This is a genomic window from Castellaniella hirudinis, from assembly GCF_047468865.1.
GTDB classification, from domain to species: Bacteria; Pseudomonadota; Gammaproteobacteria; order Burkholderiales; family Burkholderiaceae_B; genus Castellaniella; species Castellaniella hirudinis_A.
In genome coordinates, this window is record NZ_JBLGTV010000002.1 from 351094 (window position 1) to 368550 (window position 17457).

23 protein-coding genes and 1 tRNA gene are annotated in these 17457 nt (G+C 59.4%); 3 read left to right on the plus strand and 21 right to left on the minus strand.

Annotated elements, in window-relative coordinates; translation table 11 throughout:
• Positions 1-2 precede the first annotated feature (2 nt).
• Positions 3-2237 (plus strand): UvrD-helicase domain-containing protein, encoded by a 2235-nt coding sequence (locus tag ACMHYJ_RS05195; RefSeq protein ID WP_414245138.1) that lies wholly within the window; start codon positions 3-5, stop codon positions 2235-2237.
• 121 nt (positions 2238-2358) lie between these two features.
• On the opposite strand, the gene ACMHYJ_RS05200 is transcribed toward ACMHYJ_RS05195, so the two are convergent.
• From ACMHYJ_RS05200 to ACMHYJ_RS05215, 4 genes are all read right to left on the minus strand, one after another.
• A complete protein-coding gene (locus ACMHYJ_RS05200) occupies positions 2359-2589 on the minus strand; it encodes a hypothetical protein (protein ID WP_414245139.1) in 231 nt (76 codons plus the stop codon).
• 290 nt (positions 2590-2879) lie between these two features.
• Positions 2880-3617, minus strand: coding sequence for an enoyl-CoA hydratase/isomerase family protein (locus ACMHYJ_RS05205; RefSeq protein WP_414245140.1), 738 nt, complete (start codon positions 3615-3617; stop codon positions 2880-2882).
• On the minus strand, positions 3614-4591 hold the full coding sequence (locus tag ACMHYJ_RS05210) for an NAD(P)H-dependent flavin oxidoreductase (RefSeq protein ID WP_414245141.1): 978 nt from the start codon (positions 4589-4591) through the stop codon (positions 3614-3616). The genes ACMHYJ_RS05205 and ACMHYJ_RS05210 overlap by 4 nt, the downstream gene beginning before the upstream one ends.
• 208 nt (positions 4592-4799) lie before the next feature.
• Positions 4800-5708 carry a c-type cytochrome gene (locus ACMHYJ_RS05215; protein ID WP_414245142.1) on the minus strand — a complete coding sequence of 303 codons (909 nt, stop codon included), beginning with the start codon at positions 5706-5708 and terminating at the stop codon, positions 4800-4802.
• 221 nt (positions 5709-5929) lie between these two features.
• Between ACMHYJ_RS05215 and ACMHYJ_RS05220 the strand changes: the two genes are divergently transcribed.
• Positions 5930-6004 (plus strand) — tRNA-Arg (locus ACMHYJ_RS05220).
• A 54-nt stretch (positions 6005-6058) separates the two neighbouring features.
• Here ACMHYJ_RS05220 and ACMHYJ_RS05225 read toward each other — a convergent pair.
• The 14 genes from ACMHYJ_RS05225 to ACMHYJ_RS05290 form a co-directional block, all read right to left on the minus strand.
• Positions 6059-7234: a tyrosine-type recombinase/integrase gene (locus ACMHYJ_RS05225; RefSeq protein WP_414245143.1), complete on the minus strand. Its 1176-nt coding sequence runs from the start codon at positions 7232-7234 to the stop codon at positions 6059-6061.
• Positions 7235-7656: 422 nt separating this feature from the next.
• Positions 7657-8055, minus strand: a complete 399-nt coding sequence (locus tag ACMHYJ_RS05230; protein WP_414245144.1) for a hypothetical protein — start codon at positions 8053-8055, stop codon at positions 7657-7659.
• Positions 8052-8207 carry a hypothetical protein gene (locus tag ACMHYJ_RS05235; RefSeq protein ID WP_414245145.1) on the minus strand — a complete coding sequence of 52 codons (156 nt, stop codon included), beginning with the start codon at positions 8205-8207 and terminating at the stop codon, positions 8052-8054. The genes ACMHYJ_RS05230 and ACMHYJ_RS05235 overlap by 4 nt, the downstream gene beginning before the upstream one ends.
• Positions 8204-9058 carry an ORF6N domain-containing protein gene (locus tag ACMHYJ_RS05240; protein WP_414245146.1) on the minus strand — a complete coding sequence of 285 codons (855 nt, stop codon included), beginning with the start codon at positions 9056-9058 and terminating at the stop codon, positions 8204-8206. Before ACMHYJ_RS05240 ends, ACMHYJ_RS05235 begins: the two co-directional genes overlap by 4 nt.
• A complete protein-coding gene (locus ACMHYJ_RS05245; protein WP_414245147.1) occupies positions 9055-9390 on the minus strand; it encodes a hypothetical protein in 336 nt (111 codons plus the stop codon). The genes ACMHYJ_RS05240 and ACMHYJ_RS05245 overlap by 4 nt, the downstream gene beginning before the upstream one ends.
• The gene (locus ACMHYJ_RS05250) at positions 9383-10213 is read right to left on the minus strand and encodes a hypothetical protein (RefSeq protein ID WP_414245148.1); all 831 of its coding nucleotides are present in this window, start codon (positions 10211-10213) and stop codon (positions 9383-9385) included. The genes ACMHYJ_RS05245 and ACMHYJ_RS05250 overlap by 8 nt, the downstream gene beginning before the upstream one ends.
• On the minus strand, positions 10200-11141 hold the full coding sequence (locus ACMHYJ_RS05255) for a hypothetical protein (RefSeq protein WP_414245149.1): 942 nt from the start codon (positions 11139-11141) through the stop codon (positions 10200-10202). The genes ACMHYJ_RS05250 and ACMHYJ_RS05255 overlap by 14 nt, the downstream gene beginning before the upstream one ends.
• A complete protein-coding gene (locus tag ACMHYJ_RS05260; RefSeq protein ID WP_414245150.1) occupies positions 11138-11395 on the minus strand; it encodes a hypothetical protein in 258 nt (85 codons plus the stop codon). The genes ACMHYJ_RS05255 and ACMHYJ_RS05260 overlap by 4 nt, the downstream gene beginning before the upstream one ends.
• Positions 11392-11691, minus strand: a complete 300-nt coding sequence (locus ACMHYJ_RS05265; RefSeq protein WP_414245151.1) for a hypothetical protein — start codon at positions 11689-11691, stop codon at positions 11392-11394. Before ACMHYJ_RS05265 ends, ACMHYJ_RS05260 begins: the two co-directional genes overlap by 4 nt.
• Positions 11688-11987, minus strand: a complete 300-nt coding sequence (locus tag ACMHYJ_RS05270) for a hypothetical protein (protein WP_414245152.1) — start codon at positions 11985-11987, stop codon at positions 11688-11690. Before ACMHYJ_RS05270 ends, ACMHYJ_RS05265 begins: the two co-directional genes overlap by 4 nt.
• On the minus strand, positions 11984-12370 hold the full coding sequence (locus ACMHYJ_RS05275) for a hypothetical protein (protein ID WP_414245153.1): 387 nt from the start codon (positions 12368-12370) through the stop codon (positions 11984-11986). Before ACMHYJ_RS05275 ends, ACMHYJ_RS05270 begins: the two co-directional genes overlap by 4 nt.
• Positions 12367-12672, minus strand: coding sequence for a hypothetical protein (locus tag ACMHYJ_RS05280; protein ID WP_414245154.1), 306 nt, complete (start codon positions 12670-12672; stop codon positions 12367-12369). Before ACMHYJ_RS05280 ends, ACMHYJ_RS05275 begins: the two co-directional genes overlap by 4 nt.
• Positions 12669-13301, minus strand: coding sequence for a hypothetical protein (locus tag ACMHYJ_RS05285; protein WP_414245155.1), 633 nt, complete (start codon positions 13299-13301; stop codon positions 12669-12671). Before ACMHYJ_RS05285 ends, ACMHYJ_RS05280 begins: the two co-directional genes overlap by 4 nt.
• Positions 13298-13666, minus strand: a complete 369-nt coding sequence (locus tag ACMHYJ_RS05290; RefSeq protein ID WP_414245156.1) for a hypothetical protein — start codon at positions 13664-13666, stop codon at positions 13298-13300. Before ACMHYJ_RS05290 ends, ACMHYJ_RS05285 begins: the two co-directional genes overlap by 4 nt.
• A 493-nt stretch (positions 13667-14159) precedes the next feature.
• Between ACMHYJ_RS05290 and ACMHYJ_RS05295 the strand changes: the two genes are divergently transcribed.
• Positions 14160-15353: a Fic family protein gene (locus tag ACMHYJ_RS05295; protein WP_414245157.1), complete on the plus strand. Its 1194-nt coding sequence runs from the start codon at positions 14160-14162 to the stop codon at positions 15351-15353.
• Between the two features lie 76 nt (positions 15354-15429).
• Here the strand turns inward: ACMHYJ_RS05295 and ACMHYJ_RS05300 are convergent, their stop codons facing one another.
• The 3 genes from ACMHYJ_RS05300 to ACMHYJ_RS05310 all read right to left on the minus strand — a co-directional run bounded on the left by ACMHYJ_RS05300 (position 15430) and on the right by ACMHYJ_RS05310 (position 17408).
• On the minus strand, positions 15430-15648 hold the full coding sequence (locus tag ACMHYJ_RS05300) for a hypothetical protein (RefSeq protein WP_414245158.1): 219 nt from the start codon (positions 15646-15648) through the stop codon (positions 15430-15432).
• A complete protein-coding gene (locus ACMHYJ_RS05305) occupies positions 15641-17182 on the minus strand; it encodes an anti-phage dCTP deaminase (protein ID WP_414245159.1) in 1542 nt (513 codons plus the stop codon). The genes ACMHYJ_RS05300 and ACMHYJ_RS05305 overlap by 8 nt, the downstream gene beginning before the upstream one ends.
• A gap of 88 nt (positions 17183-17270) precedes the next feature.
• Complete coding sequence (locus ACMHYJ_RS05310; protein WP_414245160.1) at positions 17271-17408, minus strand: YHYH domain-containing protein; 138 nt, start codon at positions 17406-17408, stop codon at positions 17271-17273.
• Between the last annotated feature and the right edge of the window lie 49 nt (positions 17409-17457).

The window sequence follows — 17457 nt, forward strand, 5'->3', positions numbered from 1 at the left end:
GGATGGATCTCAACGCGCGGCAGAACGAGGCGGTCTTGTACCTGGACGGCCCCTGCCTGGTGCTGGCCGGAGCGGGCAGCGGCAAGACCCGGGTGATCACCCGCAAAATGGCGTATCTGCTGCGCGAGTGCGGCTATCAGGCGCGCCACGTGGTGGCGCTGACTTTCACCAACAAGGCCGCGCGCGAAATGAACGAGCGCGTGCGCACCCTGGTGAACCCCAAGCTGCTGCGCGGCCTGACCGTGGGCACGTTCCATTCGCTGGGCCTGCGTTTCATGCGCGAGGAAGCCAGCCATCTGGGCCTGAAGCGCGGCTTTTCCATTCTGGATGCCACCGATGCCCAGGGCATTGTCCAGGAACTGCTGGCCACCACCGACCGCGCCCGTCTGCGGGCTGTGCAGCAAACGATTTCCTTGTGGAAAAACGCCTTGCTGGACCCCGACGCCGCGGCCCGCGTCGCCGTGGGGCCCGACGAAGCCGAGGCCGTGCGGGTGTTTCGCAGTTACGAAGCCACGCTGAAGGCGTACCAGGCGGTTGATTTCGATGACCTGATCCGCCTGCCCGCGCAGCTGCTGCAGCAAGACGATGCCGTGCGCCAGCGCTGGCAGGCCCGGGTGCAGTATCTGCTGGTGGACGAGTACCAGGACACCAATGCCTGCCAGTACCAACTGGTGCGCCTGTTGTGCGGCGATCGCGCCATGCTCACCGCGGTGGGCGACGATGATCAGGCCATCTATGCCTGGCGGGGGGCCACCGTCGAGAACCTGGCCCAGTTGGAGCGCGATTATCCGCGTTTGCGGGTCATCAAACTGGAACAGAACTACCGTTCGGTGCAGCGCATCCTGCAGGCGGCCAACCAGGTCATCGGCCATAATCCCAAAACGTTCGACAAAACCTTGTGGTCGGAATTGGGCGTGGGCGACCCCATCGGCGTCACCCCCATGGGTTCGGATTTGATCGAGGCGGAATCCATCGCCATGCGCCTGTCGGCGGCGCGTTTCGAGCGCCAGGCGCAATGGAAGGACTTCGCCGTGCTGTATCGCGGCAACCACCAGGCCCGGGTGATGGAACAGGCCCTGCGCACGCTGCGCATTCCCTATACGGTGTCTGGCGGACAGAGTTTTTTCGACAAGACCGAGATCCGCGACATTCTGGCCTGGTTGCGCCTGGTGGCCAACGAGGACGAAGATCCCGCCTTTATCCGCGCCGTCACCACGCCGCGGCGGGGCATCGGCCAGAACACCCTGCAGGCCCTGGGCACCGAAGCCGCCCGTCTGGGGGTGTCGCTGTTCGCCGTGGCCGCGCAGGCGACCGAGGGCCTGCTGCCGGTGGCGCGGCAGCGCCATGCGGTGCAGTCTTTTGTCCAGCTGGTGCGGCATTTCCAGGCCCGCGCCGCGCGCCGCGGCGGCGCGATCCCGGCGCTGCCGGGGGCGGCGGTTCAGGGGGACTTGCTGGCCTTCGATTTGGAACCCGCGTTTGATCCCGACCCCGCGCCCAGTCGGGCAGGGGCGGTGGATGGCGATGCGGCTTTTGGGGCCGCCGAGGCCGGCGGGCCGGCGGCGTCGTCCCCGGCCGCGCAGCGGATGCCCGGCCTGGGCGGGGCGGCCGTTGGCATCGACGGTGCGCGGGAGGATTCCGCCGCCCGCGTGCTGGATGATTTGCTGGCGGCCATGGATTACGAGCGTCATTTGTACGATTTGCTGGACGAACGTCAGGCGCAGGCCCGCTGGGGCAATGTGCTGGAATTGGTGGAGTGGCTGAAGCGCAAGGCGGATGAGGATCACCTGACCGTGCTGGAACTGGTGCAGCACGTGGCCCTGGTGACCATGCTGGAACGCGCCGACGACGAGGAGCCAGACGCGGTCAAGCTCTCCACCCTGCATGCGTCCAAGGGGCTGGAATTCCCGCATGTATATTTGATCGGGGTCGAGGAAGGGCTATTGCCGCATCGCGGCGGGGACGACGAGGGCGATGCCAGCGAAGCCGCCATGGCGGCGCGGGTGCGCCGCATCCAGGAAGAACGCCGCTTGATGTATGTGGGGATTACGCGGGCGCAGCGCAGCCTGCAGATCAGTTGGTGCCGCAAGCGCCGCCGGGGGCGCGAGGATGTCATGTGCGAACCGTCGCGGTTTATCGCCGAGATGGGTCTGCAGGCCCAGGCGGATGCGCCGGGCCAGGCGCCGGAGATGGACCCGGATCGGACGCTCAACAGCCTGAAGAACCTGCTGAAGCGCTGAGTGCGGGGGCCGGGCCGGCGGAGGTGCAGGTGCCCAGAGCGGGGCTCGGAACGAAAAAAGCGACATCAGGTCTGCCGATGCCGCTTTTTTGTCGCCGCGCGGGCGCGCGGGGGTGATGCGCTTACCAGGGGCTGCGCGTGTATTGCATGCTGCGGGCGCGTGCTTCGGCCTGGGCGTTGATGACGGCGGCGGTGCCGCGGGCGAAGGCCTTGGCGCCCCGGCGCAGGGTGCGGCCCACCGCGGACAGCCCCTTTTTCAGGGACAGGGGCTGGGATTCGCTCAGGATCGTGTGGGCGTAGGCGCGTTCGAGGGCGTCGGACATCATCAGGGAAGGGGTGGTCACAATATTCACAACAGACTCCTGTTTCAGAAGCTTCGGGTTTCAACAAGGACAGTATAGGGTAAACCCTAGAATAAAACTAGGGGTAAACCCTAGTCTTGTGTTTCTGGCCGAAAATGTGGGAAAGAAACGACTGTTTTCTTGGCGACGGGTGTCTTGGCGAAGCGGCATTGCGATGCGGGAGTGGCGGTCGTGCCGCCAGCGCCCCGGTCATGGCAGGCTGAAAAGGGTGGTCATGACAGGATGGCTGCGCTGCGGCGGAAAGCGTGTGGACGCGGGGCGCGGCGCGCGCCCCGCAGGCGTCAGGCGGGTTTCTTGCGGGAAAAGAAGCGCCGGAAGGCGGCCTGGGCCTCGGCGGATTGGATGCGTTCGAAGAACACATTGGCTTCGGCATCCAGAACCTGGTGCACTTGGGGGCGGTCGGGGGCGCGCAGCAGGCGCTTGCTGGCGCGGACGGCCTGGATGGGCTGGGCGGCCAGCGACTGGGCGCAAGCGCGGGCGGCGGCCAGGGCGTCGTCCGCGATAGCGGTCAGCAGTTGCCCGGCCAGGGCGTCGTCGGCGTCGAAGGGCTGGGCCTGCAGCAGCCAGCGGGCGGCGCGCCGGGCGCCAGCCAGGCGGGGCAGCAGGACACTGGATGCTCCTTCGGGGCACAGGCCCAGCGGGACGAAGGGCAGATGAAATGTGGCGCTGCGGTCGGCATAGACGAAGTCGCAGTGCGCCAGCAGTGTGACGCCCACGCCCACGGCTTGGCCTTGCACGGCGGCGATGACGGGGATGTCGATGCGCGCCAGGGTATGCAGAAAGGCGATCGAGCCCACGTCCTTGGTGCTGGGCAGGGTCTGGAATTCGGCCAGGTCGTTGCCGGCGGTGAAATGCCCGCCCGCGCCGTGCAGGATGACCGCCGCGCAATCGGGGCTGGCATGCGCCGCCTGCAGGGCCTGGTCGATTTCGCGGTACATGGCATCGGTCAGGGCGTTGCGCCGCTCGGGCCGGTCGATCTGGATTTCCAGGATCGGACCGTTTTGATTCAGGCGGATCATGCGCGCTCCTTGGTCGTAAAGTGATCCTGTACGGAGAGCAGGGCCTGTTGGTATTCGTCGCGCAACTGGGCGACGATGTCCGCCGTGGGCAGGGTGCGGTCGATGTTGCCGACGCCCTGGCCCGCGCCCCAGATGTCACGCCAGGCTTTTTTGCTGTCGCTGCCGAAATTCGTGCCTTGGGCTTCGGGCAGGTGATCCGGGTCCAGCCCGATGTTGCGGATGCAGGGCTTCAGGTAGTTGCCGGGGATGCCGGTGAAATACGGGGTGTAAACGATGTCGGCGGCGGCGCTGTCGACAATCATTTGCTTGTATTCGGGCTGGGCGTGGGCCTCGGTGCTGGCGATGAAGCGCGTGCCGATATAGGCGAAATCCGCCCCCATGGCGCGTGCCGCCAGGACGTCCTGGCCCCGGCTGATGGCACCGGACAGGCAGATCGGGCCATCGAAGATGCGCCGCACTTCGCCCAACAGGGCAAAGGGCGACAGGGTGCCCGCGTGCCCGCCGGCCCCGGCGCAGACCAGAATCAAGCCATCAACCCCGGCCTCGATGGCTTTTTGCGCGTGGCGCAGCGTGGTGACATCATGAAAGACCTTGCCGCCCCAGGCATGCACGGCGTCCACCACCTGGTTGGGCGCGCGCAGGCTGGTGATGATCAGCGGCACTTGGTGGCGCGCGCAGGTTTCCAGGTCGGCCTGCAGGCGGTCGTTGGATTGGTGGATGATGTGGTTGATGGCGTAGGGCGGGATGGGGCGATCCGGGTGGGCGCTGCGCAGGGCGGCCAGGCCGTCCTCGATCTGACTGAGCCAGGTGTCCAGCTGGCTTTGAGGGCGGGCGTTCAGGGCAGGCATCGACCCGATGATGCCGCTGGCGCATTGGGCGATGACCAGTTCCGGGTTGGATACGATGAACATGGGGGCTGCCATGACCGGCAGCGCCATGGATTGGTGCAACGAGGCCGCAAGGGGGTGGGGCATGGGGCTGTCTCCTGTTGAATAATCTCCTTATTCTAAATCAAACGATCGTTTGAAAAAAGAGGGATGAGACCGGACACAGGACAGTCCCTTGAGGACTGTCCTGTGCCGGTCGAATCGGAGCGGCCTGCAGGCCGCGAGGTGGACGCAAAAAAGCCAGGGGCATGACGAGGCATGGCCCTGGCTTCGTGGTGTGGATGCCGCAATCAGTTTATTGGTTGGCGTCCAGCATGTATTGGATGGCGGCTTTGAGTTCGTCGTCCGTCGCTTGCGAACCGCCGCGCGGGGGCATGGCGCCCACACCGGAGATGGCGTTTTTCAGCATGGTGTCCTCGCCGGTTTCGACGAACGGGGCCCAGGCCGCCTTGTCGCCGAACTTGGGCGCACCCGCTATGCCGGAGCTGTGGCAGGTGATGCAGACCGATTTGTAGAGCTTTTCGCCCACGGCGTTGTCGGAGGTGATTTTTTTGGAATCGTCCTGTGCTGGCGCTGCGTCGGTGTCCGCCGCCGGGGTGGTATCGGCCGCCGGGGCCGCGTCGGTGGCGGGCGCCGCATCGGCTGCCGGGGCGGTTTCGGCGGCAGGCGCGGCGTCCGCCGTTTGGTCGCCGCTGGGTTCGGCGGGCTCGGGGAAATCGGCGCCGGAGTGGTTGGTCATGTAGACCACGGCACGGGCCACTTCAAAATCGTCCAGCGATGAATTGCCCCCACGCGGCGGCATGGCACCTATCCCATTGATGGCGTTTTTCAGCAGGTCTTCGTAGCCCTGCTTGATGTAGGAAGCCCAGGCGTCCTTGTCGCCGAATTTTGGCGCCCCCGCCACCCCGGTGCCGTGGCAGGCCGAACAGGTGGATTGGAAGACTTCTTCGCCGGTTTTGAAGACCTTGGGCGCGTTGGCGTCGACCAGCTTGAAGCCCGCCACAGGCTGGATGCGCTTGGCGATCGCTTCTTCGGAGAGGGCGTCGGAACCGTAGTTGGTGACGATGAGGTTGTTGAGCAGATTGAACAGCAGGACGATGATGGCAATGGGGATCAGGAATGCCAGCACGACCGTGATCAGCAGCTGCTTTGGTGATTTGACGGCACTTTTGTGCCCGTTTTCTGCGTGTTCTGGGAGACTCATGGTGGTTTCCTGGGAGAGTGGGTGCGGCTGGCCGCCGGTATTCTGTCTTGCATGTGCCTGGTGGTTTCTGCTGCAGGCCTCAACCTTCAATTATAGCGATACCCCCATCGGACTGCAGGCTTCGGATAAACCCGCTGGTTCGGTGGTAGAATGACACCCTTAAGCGATGCCTTCTTGGTGTTGTTTATAAAAAATTATAATAAATCAATAAGTTATATGCTGCGCCTGTAGTTCAATGGATAGAATGGGAGTTTCCGAAGCTTCTGATACAGGTTCGATTCCTGTCGGGCGCGCCATAAAATCAATGACTTAGCTATGATTTGTGCCCACTTTGTGCCCAAAACACAAAGTCATGAAGCCGTTTTTACCCGGTTTTGAGGCGTAAATAAGGCATCCATCTTGGCCTTTTCCCTGTCGCTGGCCTCGCCATCGATCCACTTGCTGTAGACCTCAAAGAACATCCTCGGGTTTGTGTGGCCCATCTGGCGCGATACGTAAGCCGGATTCATGCCGGCCGTCAGGCACATGGTGGCAAAGGTGTGCCTCGTCTGCCTGGCGTCACGGTGACGGATGCCCAGCGCTTTGAGTGTGGGACGCCACACTATATCTAAGGGGGCGGATGTGTCGGTGAATCGTTCGCCGGTGGTTGGGTTCAGAAACACATGCGCGCCAGCAAGAAAGGTGTGTGCCTTTTGCCGCGCGATGGCCTGTAGCGCCCTTGATTGCAGGTCAATGTCCCTGGCCGAATGAGTCTTAGTGTCTTTATCCGTTGCCCTGACCCTGGCGCGCTCTATTCGCACCTGTTCTCGGCGCAGGTCCATGCTTGGCCACTGCAGCGCAATGATCTCTGATGGCCGACAGCCAGAGAAGAAGGCGAACTCAAAATAATTAAGCCACTGGTCGCCGTACCTGCTGGAGACGTGATGAAGCACAAGCTCCACCTCCTCCAGGTTCAGAGGATCAGGACTCGCCTTTTGTCCTTTGCGGCTTGGAATGTCGCGGGTAATGTCCCGGCTCACCTTGCCTGTTTTCTGTGCCAGAGCAAATACCCCCCGGACTGGCGTCATGACGTTGTTGAAGGTCTTTGCTGACTTGATGGGCAGGCTTGCTATATATACAGCGAAGTCCTCGTACTCAATGTGTGCAATCGGCTTATCTTGGAATATTGGATAAAAGTACCGATTGAGGGCATTGATGTATTCCTTCAGTGTGGTGCTTGCCACGTTTGGGGCAATGAGTTTGATCCAGGTCTGCGCAACATCCCGGAAAGTCGGCAGCAACTCTGTGTCGCTGCCCTTGGGTAGGCTGCAGGAATTCGGGAAATATCGGGAAAAATCGTCCCAGTCGAACTTGTCGATGGCAATGGCCGCCAGTATTTCATTGCGCATCCTTTGGGCTACGCGCAGATTAGCGACCGTGGGTGCTAGCTCGACGCGCTCTCTGAAGCGGTTTTTCCCCCACCTGAAGTCGATGAGGATGGACGCCTCCCTCGCGCGGACCCCCTCGATTTGCTTTTTGATACCCATTCGTCGTACCCCTCAAGGTTAATGTGCTGGCGATTGTCGGGTGACCACTTCCAGTGGATACCTTCCACCAGCTTGCCGCGCTGAATTAGGCTACTGAAAGAGCTCACCGAGCGACCGGTGTACTCAGATGCCTTTTCCAGCGTGACCCAGATGACGGGGCGAAAATTTAATTGCATGGTCACAGCTCGCCCCTCCTGATTGGATGGGGCGCAGCCGCATTGAGGGCGGCAGCGCACGGGCGGGGGTAGAAAACCGGACGCAAAGGCAAACCGGCCCAGTCGAAACTGGCCCCGCCCGGCACTGCCATAGACGTGCAGGGACGATGGGCACGAAAAGGCCGCAACAAGACATGGCGCGGCCAACGTGCGCCTTTGCATTTCGGGTTTCTACTCCCGGCCCCCGTTGGTCCGAGGGCAATTCGATCATACTTCATCGTTACCTCCACGGAACAGGTCTTCAAGCCGCTGGCGTGCTGCTGAATTCCGGCGAACCCCCCGGCCTGGCGCAGGCTTGCGCGGCGCCCGCTCCGGCTTAGGGGCGCGTCGAGGCGGCAGCCGATCCGGGAAGGCTGGATTCGCTGCTGGTGCTGGCCGGCCGTCGTCCTTATCCAGCATCCGCATGAAGTCCACGATTGCTTCCTCGTAGGCCAGCACGTACAGATCCAGGTTCTCCTGTTCGTCTTCACGCAGCTTGCCGGTGCATTGCACTCTGGTGGTGCCTGAAGGGATGTAGGCTGCAGCCTTGGGCCACCGGCTGGCCAAGCGATTGAGCATCTGGTCACGCAGGCTGGTTTCGATGCGCATCAGGTTCTGCGGGGTCATGATCGATCCTCCTGCACTGCATGGCCACAAGTGCCCGCAGCGACCACCAAAACCAACCCGAAGATAAACAGGGGACCCGGCTCAGCATGCATGGCATAGCCCACAGCAAGTCCGGCAAGCATGGTGGCGGCATTTAGCATTGCTGTTTTCATGACGCCTCCCCACCCAGCGCCAGCGCCAGGTGCGGCATGATCGAGGCCTTCCACTCCAGGTTCTGAATGGGCTTGCCCGCAACGTGGGCCTTGTCCATATCGACCAGCACCGCGTACCGCTTGCCCTTGTCTGTCGGGGTGTAGCGGTGGCGGACTTTGCCGCGAATCTTGGAGGAAGTGCGGGTCTGATAGCCCTCTGCAATCAGCAGGTCGTTGATGAATGCCGCCCTTCTGCCAAAGCGCGAACCGATCTCGGTGACGGTCATGTGCGGTTCGGTATCGTCAGCGATCAGCTTCTCAGCATCCAGCGCCTGCAGCATGTTCAGCCCGGTGATCCGCAGGGTCGCCTTGTTGGCGGCCAGCGTGGCTTGGTTGCCCTTCAGCCCGATCAGCTTGGCAATGCCATGGGCTGCGCGGAACTCGCGGGCTGGGCCGGGTAGGACGCTGGTGGGTGCAGAAGGCCTCTTTATTGGGGCTGCCGTATCCCTGCGAAAGTAATTGTTCACCAGTTGGCGCTGAACCTGCCATGCGAGATCGTCCTGCAGGCTCTTGACGAGCATCAGGTAGCCCGATTCGGTTAGAAGCGTGACGCCACGCCCCTGCAAGGGAACGAGTTTATTGGCGGGGATTTCGGACGTTCCTCGTACGATATGCTCGCGCAGCTCGGAAGGCGTTGTTTGGAAGAAGTCTTCCCCCTCAGTGAAATGCCGGCGGTTCTCATTAAAGTTACGGCGCGCCGTGTCTTTCGGGCGCTCATGCGCTTGGTCGATCATGGCAAGGGTTACGACACGCTGCCCACGGTATTCGACCACCGGCAGCTCGACATTGTTGATAGTGATGATTTGGCTCATGCCTGACTCCCTTGGTCAAAAGTGAAACCAGCGCGTTCCAGCACTGCCATGTACTCGTCGTTGCCGATGTGTTTGACGAAGCTGTCGCACACCTCTAGGCGTCGCCTGGGATCGGATGGGCGCAGGAGCACCGTCTCCAAGACGTCGATTCGTGGAAACCGCTTGACGCGGCCTTCCTTAAGCATCTCGTCGATGATGCGGAAGGCGCGAACTTTTCCCTCATCGGTGGCGTCAGGGCTGTTGATCGCGTCACTGACAAAAGAGAGGGTTGCCGCCGGACTGAACAGATACTCGTCTCCGTGGCGGCGGATGTGGTCGCTGGGGTTATTCATGGCTGACGCCCTCCTTCGGTGGCTGGGGCAGTGGCATCCAGTGGGTAAAGCCGTTGTCCTCAAACAGTGACCCGTCGCCCAGCATGGCGTCAGCTCTTTGCTGGCCTTCTGGTGTCCAGACGTCATAGCGATCATCGGGCCATACCCATGTGCCGTTCCCTGGGTCGTCTTCCCATTCGTACCAACGGACGATCACCATAGGGTCCCAGTAGCCGCCTGTGGCTGGTCCCCGCCATGCGAGAATCCACGTGCCGTCTTTCGGTGCTGTCTCAATGGGCTGCCATCCAGATAGGCTGGCACCATCAGCAACTTGCCCAGGCGCCTGCAGGCGCTCCAGCATGTCTGCTATGTCGCCAGCCATCCATCCCGCTATAAGGACGCTGGGCCAGCCCTGGCGTCGGCGCATCCAGCCGATCATGCTTTGCAGGTCACCACTGGCCCCCGCCAACCCCATTCGGGCGCACCCAAGGTAGAGGGCATAACCATCCGGCGTTGGCGCGCCTGCATGATCGGGCCCGCCGTCGACGTCAGTATCCACGCGGGTTTCCTCGTCGGCGCGCGGCTTCTCCGGCCCGCCGCCTTGCCCAGACGATCGAACGTACCGATCCAGCATCTTGACGGCATCCCGGACGTATTGCGGCACGGCTTCGGCACGGCGATAGCTTTCCACCAGTCGGGCTTTACCCTCGTCGCTGATCCCCATGTGGCCGATCTTGTCGGCGATGTCGATCATGGTCTTCTGCATCTCGGCCGGGTCCTGGCCGATTGCGCCACGCACCCAGGCGACCAGGCGGCGAAGGTGGTTCAGGTCAGATCGTTTCATGGCTTGCCTCCTGCGCTGTACCGGCGGTGAAGGATTGAACAACGTCCTCTACCGCTCGTTCCACGCTTTCGCGGCTGAGGTAGCAGTCATCCAGGGAGGCCAAGTCGTTTATCAGACGATTGGCAAAGTCCTTTGCTGCGCCGCGCCACCCGCTGACCACCAGATTGCGCAGGATAGAATCCGTCTCGGCCCAGTCTCCCCGGCTGCTGCCCAACACATGCTCGAAGGCTGCGATGGCTTCCTCTCGGCTGCGCGGCCGGATGTCGGCCAGCATGAAGAACGCATAGCACTCGTGCGCGTAGGCGCCCCGAGGGAGATCGCTGAAATTCCAGTCAACCGCGTTGCGAAGGCTGTACAGGTGGCCCCAGAACTCGATGGCGTACAGGCAGTCGCTGATCGTGCCGGGCACCAGTTCCGAGCGCTTCTCGAACTGGGCTCGGGCGTGGGCGTCGTCGTACATGCCGAAGTCATCACGCTTGAGTCGCTTCAGTGCCAGCCGGCAGGCGCGTTCGGCAGGCAATTCCGCGAATAACGCTTCCTCAGTGCTGAATCGGGATATTGCTTCGTGGCGGAGGGCGGCGCGCTGGATAGATCGTTTTGCCTGATCCTCCAGTTCACCGAAGCCAAAGGACGCAAAGGCCGCACCAAAGGCATTCCCTGTGGCTTTGGCAATATGGTTGGCATATCGCATGCCCAGGTCTTTCATGGGCGTCTTGATCTGCTTGGCCGCTTCCAGGGCCTTGTCGATCAGCCCCCGGTTGCCGGTGGCCACCACCTTCTGCAGCCACAGGACGGTATCAATCTCTTGATCGCCTGTCACCACCTCTTGGGGCGGCATTTCAGGGATGGCCATGGCCGTGCTGGCGCTGGGCTGGATGGGCGGCAGTGAAAGCAGTTCACGCAGCTGCTGGTTGTCTTGATGGATCATGACTGCACCTCCGCCAGGCCCGCGTCATTGGCCTGCGATGTCTCGCATTCGCCGAACAGGTCGCTAAGGTCGTTGGCTGCGCTGCTGGCCACTTCGTGAGCCGCGAACAGCAATTCCTTGACTCGCTGTAGCTCACCCTCATGATCTCCACCCTCATTCAGGCAGTTGAATGCGATGGTGTATGTGGTGTCGATCAGTTCGGCCAGGGCGAACGCCCTGTTCGCTTCGTACTTCATCCGTTCTTTCGTAATCATTTCCGACCCTCCGCTTTGACGGTGACAGCCACCTGCTGACCCTCGAATTTCTCAAGGGCGCCAAGCAGGGCGTCGATGCTGTTGTGGGTGATGGCGGTCCAGCAGTGCAGACCGTCGGCGGCGCGCACCTGAACATCGAAGCGCAGCATGTGGGCGCGTTTGACGGGGTGCCCGCCGATCTTCAGGATTTCCTGGGCAGCAGCTGCCGATTCAATCTGCTGCTGGCGGTCGCCGTGCAGGCAAATGAAGGCCAGGGAGTCCAGTGCCTTGGCATACTCTTTGACAGGTAGCGTCATGGCCGCACTCCTTTGCCCAGGGAGGCCCGGATGGCGGTATCCAGGCGACGTTTGGCGTTGCGCACGTTGCGCTTGGCTTCGTTGTAGGTCTCGAATTCCAAGCCCGTGACTTCGCGCATCTGTTCGTGCATGTCGCTGTCGCGCTGGACGTAGTTGCCGCCGTTGTGCTTGTGGCGAAACTCGCTGCAGGCGTTGCGCAAGTCCGCGGACGCCGAGCGCAAGGATTCCTCCAGGCGGTACAGTTCGACGGCCTTTTCTGCGATGGCGATCTGAAGGGAAAGTTTGATGGTATTCATGCTGCAGCCCTCCAGACGGGGAATGGCCAGTCGGCCGGGGCGGCGTTGACCTGGGGTTGATCTTGGATTTCGGCCATGACGCGGCGGGCCAGGTCGATGATTTCTTCCTTGGTCAGGACGCGAATTGGCAAATCCCAGCTATAGGTGGCCCAGCCGACGCGAACCAGGATGCCGCCGTGCTTGCGGTGGCAGCTATTGATGCGGTTGGAGACGGCCTCCCCGTCAAGGAATGCCTGGCGGTACTTGATATACCTCCGGCCTTCGGGTGGCAACAGGGGGCGCAGGAAGTCCGAGCGCTCCAGGGCTTCGCGTTCGCCGTAGAAATTCGTGCTGTAGATGCTGCCCTGCCAGTGGACATGCTCGATGCGGGGGACGATAGTCATGACTCGCCTCCCGTGCGGATGCCCGCCGTATTGAGTAGCATGTACGCTTCGTCCAGCATGCCGTTCAGATGGCCGTACATGACGGTTTGGTCGCCGCCATCATCTGCTTGTGCGAGCGCCATGAGGATGTACTGCACCCTGGATATCCTGGTCAGGCCAGCGTCGATCAGATTGATGACTGGCGCTGATTCGGAAATCACCACAGGCGGCTGAGTGCATAGATCTTCATGCTTTACCAGGCCGACGCCATCTATGCAGTGCAGATAGGCGCCGGGGCCTTTGGGGGTAGTTGGCTTACTCATGGCTTGACCCCTCCAATTTCGGCAAGCGTCAAATCCATGGCCGTGACGTGATTGAGCAAGGTCAGCAGATAGCCCTGCTGGCGCTCTTGTGTGAGGCAGTAAAAAGCCTCATCCCCGCCGCTGCCAGTGATCAGGTCGAGCATGGCCATAGCGGGCTGGCTGTGATTCACATACACGTCGTAGGCGTCTGTTTTGGTGGCTTGGCTGGTAAGCAGCTCAACGTATTCGGCGCGCACGGCACCTAAGTTCTGGTGGATGCGGAAAGGGCGGACGCGAAGCTTGCGGTCGCGGTGGCAGGCGCACGCACTGCCGCTCCCGAAGTCCATGGCCCAGGCGTCGGCGTTGGCCGTGGATGTCCAATGGATGGCCGTCTTATTGAACCTGTGACGGATGTTCAGCAGGGCGACCGTCATCTCATCCTTGGTGGGCAGCCGCCAGTCGTCGTGGCCGCCGCCGCAATATTTGCTGGCTGCGACCCGGGCGTCTTCCCACGCGTGATCGCCCAGGGAATCGGCTGCAGCGATCAGATGCCGCACCGACCCGTCAGGCTGGAAGTGCGGGCCTACGTAGATCCCGCCGCCCAGGTCTGAGCCGATGAGGGCGGGCAGGGTGAAGGTGAGGGCATTCATGACGCACCCCCGTTCGGCAGGGATGCCAGCAGGCGGGGGAGGTGGTCGTCGCGGAGCATTTCGCGCTCACAATCGGTGAAGTTTCCGATGTCATCCGCGATGTACGAGATGATCTCCAGGAGATCACTAACGGCGACGGTTTTGTCATCGACGTGTTTTTGCTTGGCAATCGATGCCAAGGTTGATATCCAGCTGAAAGCATCGACGGCCGTCTGCATGGGTTCGACCGCATGATCCAGGATCTTGGTGTCGAGCGTTTTGGCGAACGCGGCGACAGAGAAGGTATTCCCTGATTGTGTTGCTTCTGCTATGATCTGAGGCGTAGAAATCCCCTCACCCCGTGTAGGGGCGATCTTCTTGGACATGGTTATCTCCCAAAAGTCCGATAAAGGGCGGCTGCGTCAACAGCCGGTCTTGCGAGGCCCCCTTCAGCCTGTGCTGTTGGGGGTTTTGTTCTATCCATTGTCTGGAATAGAGCATCAGTGAAAGAATATTAAGCGAATGCTTTATATCAAGTCAAGCATTATGCATAATTATTTCAAGTAACCTTATGAGCATCTTATCTATGCCTTGCGCAAGGTGAGCGACTGAAAGTGCCCTAAAAGGGCACTGATAGAATTTCTAGGGTAAACCCCTAGAACCAGAATTTAGCAAGCTAAAGCCTGTCGTCCGGGTGGCTGGTGGGGGGGTGGCGTTAGCGAGTCGGTGCGGCGAAGAAATGAGAAAAGTTAGGCGAAGATAATTTTACTTCTCTGCGTAGATAAACTTCGTTTAATGAGTTTATAATCCATTGATTCACAAAGAAATTTTCTCATTTTTTGCACTTTTACATTTACTTTTTGGTAAATAAAGGCCAATATGGCGAAATTTGTCCATCATGAGCTCCGGCTCCTAAATCCATCATTTGACTCACCTTTAGTGGACACCTTGGAGGAGTTGAGCTACCTACGGCGCCACCGTGTGGGCGGGTCTACGCCAGCCCCGATCTTCTTCCAGTTGAAGGATATTTTTCACATTCTGGAAAGCCTGGGGTCAGCGCGAATTGAGGGCAACCACACTACATTGGCTGATTACGTTGATCACAAGCTTAGCCCGGAGAAAAGAGGAGGCATAGACCATTTAAAAGAGATAGAAAACATCGAAAGCGCCATGGACTTTATCGAGGACACGATAGGGCCGAGAGAGCAAGTTACAGAGCACTTTGTGCGTGAGCTACATTCACTTACGGTTGGCGGCCTCCCCGTTCACCAAGAAGGGGATCGCACACCTGGCGCGTATCGAAAGGGCGCTGTGTCGATTGCGCAGTCCAAGCACCTTCCTCCGGAGTCTGTGCTGGTTCCATCCTACATGGGAGAGCTCATTTCTTTCATCAACAAGGACGATCCTCAAAAGTATGACTTAATGAAGGTCGCCTTGGCGCACCATCGGTTTGGATGGATTCACCCTTTTTCAAACGGCAACGGGAGGGTGGTGCGCCTCCTGACGTATGCTCTTATGATGAAGTATGGGTTCAATGTCAAAGCTGGCGGCCGACTGTTGAATCCAACGGCGGTGTTTTGTAACGATCGTGATAAATATTACGAGATGCTAGGCGTGGCAGATCAAGGAACTGATGAAAGTCTTGAGCAGTGGTGTACTTACGTGCTCGCAGGTGTTTTGACGGAGCTGCAAAAAGTTGACAGGCTCACCAACTACACTTACCTGATCGACAGCATTTTCAAGCCAGCAATCCGGTATGCCTTAGACAGGGAGCACATCACAACGGAAGAAGCAAGGATTCTGGCTGTTGTCTTAACCTCAGAAACAGGCCAAGTGAAATCGGGAGACCTGGCCGAGGCCCTCCCTGACCTCACAGCACCACAACGAACCCGCCGAATTGCCAAGCTTGTGGAGAGCCGAATGTTGGTGCCGATCACAGAGAGATCACGGATCTATCACGCTGGACTATCTAGTAGCTACCTCATACGCGGGATCATTCATTCTTTAGCGGATGAGGGGTTTATATCCGCTCGGCTTGCCGGGGGGGCAGTAAAGCGTCCAGAGAGGGTGTGACAAAACCCGCTTTGCCATGGAGGGTTCGCTGGGCATGAAAAAGCCCTCCGGAGAGGGCTATGTGCCAGCATAGTTCTCAGGCTTGAAGATGTGCCACCCGTGCGCGGATCATTTCCATCAACATGCGCTCGTCTTCGATCTGTTTGGCACGTTCACGCTGGTCCCGCACGTTTCTTAGCTGGACAACATTGCCGGAGGATGCGCCTTTTCTGACCACGGGCCGTTCTTCGTTGTGTTGGGCCCGTGTCTGAACGGGCTCGAAATTTAGCTTCAACTGGGTGTATGAGTCATTCATGGATGCCTCCTGGGGCGACGAGTGCTTCTATGTCGGAGGAGCCTGCGATTAAAGCCTCCAACGCATCAAGAGCTTCCATGCTCTTTTGCGTACGTGGCCGCACTCTGGCCTTGTCTACCACAACCATCCGCCCGTTGGCTTTCCTAGAGTCCTGCGGGACTCGAAAGAGCGATAGAAAGCGTACTGGAGCGACGCCATCATACGCCAAAATCCGAACTTTTTCTGTATCATTTTCGTCTTCTGTGATGGCATCACTATGTAGTTTTAGTGCCAGGCTCTTGCGATAGGGTTCAATGAAATACACCTCCGAGATCCCTGCTGCGATGATGTGCCGAGCGCAGGAGTGACAAGGATATGTGGTGACAAAAAGCTTGCCTCCCTTAAGCCGGCTGCCTGCCGCTTGACCTGCATTGATGATGGCATGCATCTCCGCATGGATCGCTCGGGAGAACTCGATTAAACTTCCCAGGCGTGTAGAACTGATGATGGCTTTCCGTGCGGCTTCCTCTTGCCCAACCGCTATCACCTTGCCTAGGGCTTTGAGAATTTCGCCAGCCAAGGTGTCTTTTTCTCGATCGTTCGCACAGAACCCTCCATGGTTCCAGCAGCGATAGTCATTATCTGGCGGCACATCTCCATATAGCCCTCCGTGCGGTGATGGAACGTCGTTCCAGCCTACGCTGAGGACATTACCTTCAGAGTCTGTTATGCAAGCGCCTACTTGCCGTGATAGACACGCTGAGTTGGCCGAAGCCATGGCTGCGGCATACATGGCGGATTCATTTCTGGTAGGGGTTACGACTTTGACGCCCAACATCAGATTGATAAACCTCGCTACGCGCTCTTCCAGATGTGAGTCAGTGCGTTTCTCAATCCGTAAGAACATGTCGCAATGGGGGAACGTCTTCCGTACTGTTTGCCCTTCATCGCTTCCGACGCCGGAGTCTTCTTCTACTAGATTGAAAATCTCGTTGCGGCGCAGCCCGCGAGCCGCAAGTGTCTGTTCGCGAAGTTCCATGGGCGAGAAAACGCCAATGGCAAATAACATTTCGCCATATACCGTCCGCAAAAGATCTAATTCATCCTGATTCTTTATTGAATCAATAATATGGCAGACGCGGCGCGTTGGGTAGGAATGTGTATCTGGGTTCAGTTCCCTTTTGTGCTTCTCTCGTCCTATGCGAATCTTATGTATAGCTAGCTGTGCTAGCACGCTGTGGCCGTATTTTTTTCTTAGTGCGTCGCCCGCAGCGATGAGAGACCTTATTCTAAGATGCTCTGATGTGGTGTCGATTGAAGAATCAGCCTTTGAGGCATGTTCTTCGATGTATTTGCTTAATCGGATGCGTGTGCATGTATAGTTAAAGTTTGCTAATTGCGACACTAATGTATCTGCTACATCGTGCATGGGTGATCCAATTGGACCACAAAGTGCTATCACGAGTTCAGGGGTGTAGGTTCCTTTAACGTTGTCAGTACCACTCTTTTTGGTTGTGGGTTGAGTGCCTTCTTTTTTCTGGGGTATTGCGGCCATGATTTTCTTCCCTCAATTTTTCTTGCTTCCTTACGTTATATGGCGAGTTATTGGCAAGGTGTGAATGCGTGCGTTTTCTTTAGTATTATCAGTGGCAATGCCTCGTCCCCGCCTTCCGGTCCATGTGGCATCCGTTCTTGTCGGTACGCCCGCCATGTGCCCAGGCCGGCGCTACAGCGGTGATGCCGAAGATGGTCAGCGCGACGGCTGCGATGATCTTTTTCATGGTTCTCCTCACATATCCACATTAATAATAAGGTTTTGTTACTTAGTAA

Bases quoted from the DNA above. Each gene is read 5' to 3' on its own strand.
- ACMHYJ_RS05250 (WP_414245148.1), bottom strand. From the start codon at position 10,213: ATGAAACGATCTGACCTGAACCACCTTCGCCGCCTGGTCGCCTGGGTG.
- ACMHYJ_RS05275 (WP_414245153.1), bottom strand. From the start codon at position 12,370: ATGACTATCGTCCCCCGCATCGAGCATGTCCACTGGCAGGGCAGCATC.
- ACMHYJ_RS05230 (WP_414245144.1), bottom strand. From the start codon at position 8,055: ATGACCCCGCAGAACCTGATGCGCATCGAAACCAGCCTGCGTGACCAG.
- ACMHYJ_RS05295 (WP_414245157.1), top strand. From the start codon at position 14,160: ATGGCGAAATTTGTCCATCATGAGCTCCGGCTCCTAAATCCATCATTT.
- ACMHYJ_RS05305 (WP_414245159.1), bottom strand. From the start codon at position 17,182: ATGGCCGCAATACCCCAGAAAAAAGAAGGCACTCAACCCACAACCAAA.
- ACMHYJ_RS05310 (WP_414245160.1), bottom strand. From the start codon at position 17,408: ATGAAAAAGATCATCGCAGCCGTCGCGCTGACCATCTTCGGCATCACC.
- ACMHYJ_RS05290 (WP_414245156.1), bottom strand. From the start codon at position 13,666: ATGTCCAAGAAGATCGCCCCTACACGGGGTGAGGGGATTTCTACGCCT.
- ACMHYJ_RS05210 (WP_414245141.1), bottom strand. From the start codon at position 4,591: ATGCCCCACCCCCTTGCGGCCTCGTTGCACCAATCCATGGCGCTGCCG.
- ACMHYJ_RS05195 (WP_414245138.1), top strand. From the start codon at position 3: ATGGATCTCAACGCGCGGCAGAACGAGGCGGTCTTGTACCTGGACGGC.
- ACMHYJ_RS05240 (WP_414245146.1), bottom strand. From the start codon at position 9,058: ATGAGCCAAATCATCACTATCAACAATGTCGAGCTGCCGGTGGTCGAA.
- ACMHYJ_RS05245 (WP_414245147.1), bottom strand. From the start codon at position 9,390: ATGAATAACCCCAGCGACCACATCCGCCGCCACGGAGACGAGTATCTG.
- ACMHYJ_RS05260 (WP_414245150.1), bottom strand. From the start codon at position 11,395: ATGATTACGAAAGAACGGATGAAGTACGAAGCGAACAGGGCGTTCGCC.
- ACMHYJ_RS05280 (WP_414245154.1), bottom strand. From the start codon at position 12,672: ATGAGTAAGCCAACTACCCCCAAAGGCCCCGGCGCCTATCTGCACTGC.
- ACMHYJ_RS05225 (WP_414245143.1), bottom strand. From the start codon at position 7,234: ATGGGTATCAAAAAGCAAATCGAGGGGGTCCGCGCGAGGGAGGCGTCC.
- ACMHYJ_RS05255 (WP_414245149.1), bottom strand. From the start codon at position 11,141: ATGATCCATCAAGACAACCAGCAGCTGCGTGAACTGCTTTCACTGCCG.
- ACMHYJ_RS05285 (WP_414245155.1), bottom strand. From the start codon at position 13,301: ATGAATGCCCTCACCTTCACCCTGCCCGCCCTCATCGGCTCAGACCTG.
- ACMHYJ_RS05235 (WP_414245145.1), bottom strand. From the start codon at position 8,207: ATGAAAACAGCAATGCTAAATGCCGCCACCATGCTTGCCGGACTTGCT.
- ACMHYJ_RS05270 (WP_414245152.1), bottom strand. From the start codon at position 11,987: ATGAATACCATCAAACTTTCCCTTCAGATCGCCATCGCAGAAAAGGCC.
- ACMHYJ_RS05205 (WP_414245140.1), bottom strand. From the start codon at position 3,617: ATGATCCGCCTGAATCAAAACGGTCCGATCCTGGAAATCCAGATCGAC.
- ACMHYJ_RS05300 (WP_414245158.1), bottom strand. From the start codon at position 15,648: ATGAATGACTCATACACCCAGTTGAAGCTAAATTTCGAGCCCGTTCAG.
- ACMHYJ_RS05215 (WP_414245142.1), bottom strand. From the start codon at position 5,708: ATGAGTCTCCCAGAACACGCAGAAAACGGGCACAAAAGTGCCGTCAAA.
- ACMHYJ_RS05265 (WP_414245151.1), bottom strand. From the start codon at position 11,691: ATGACGCTACCTGTCAAAGAGTATGCCAAGGCACTGGACTCCCTGGCC.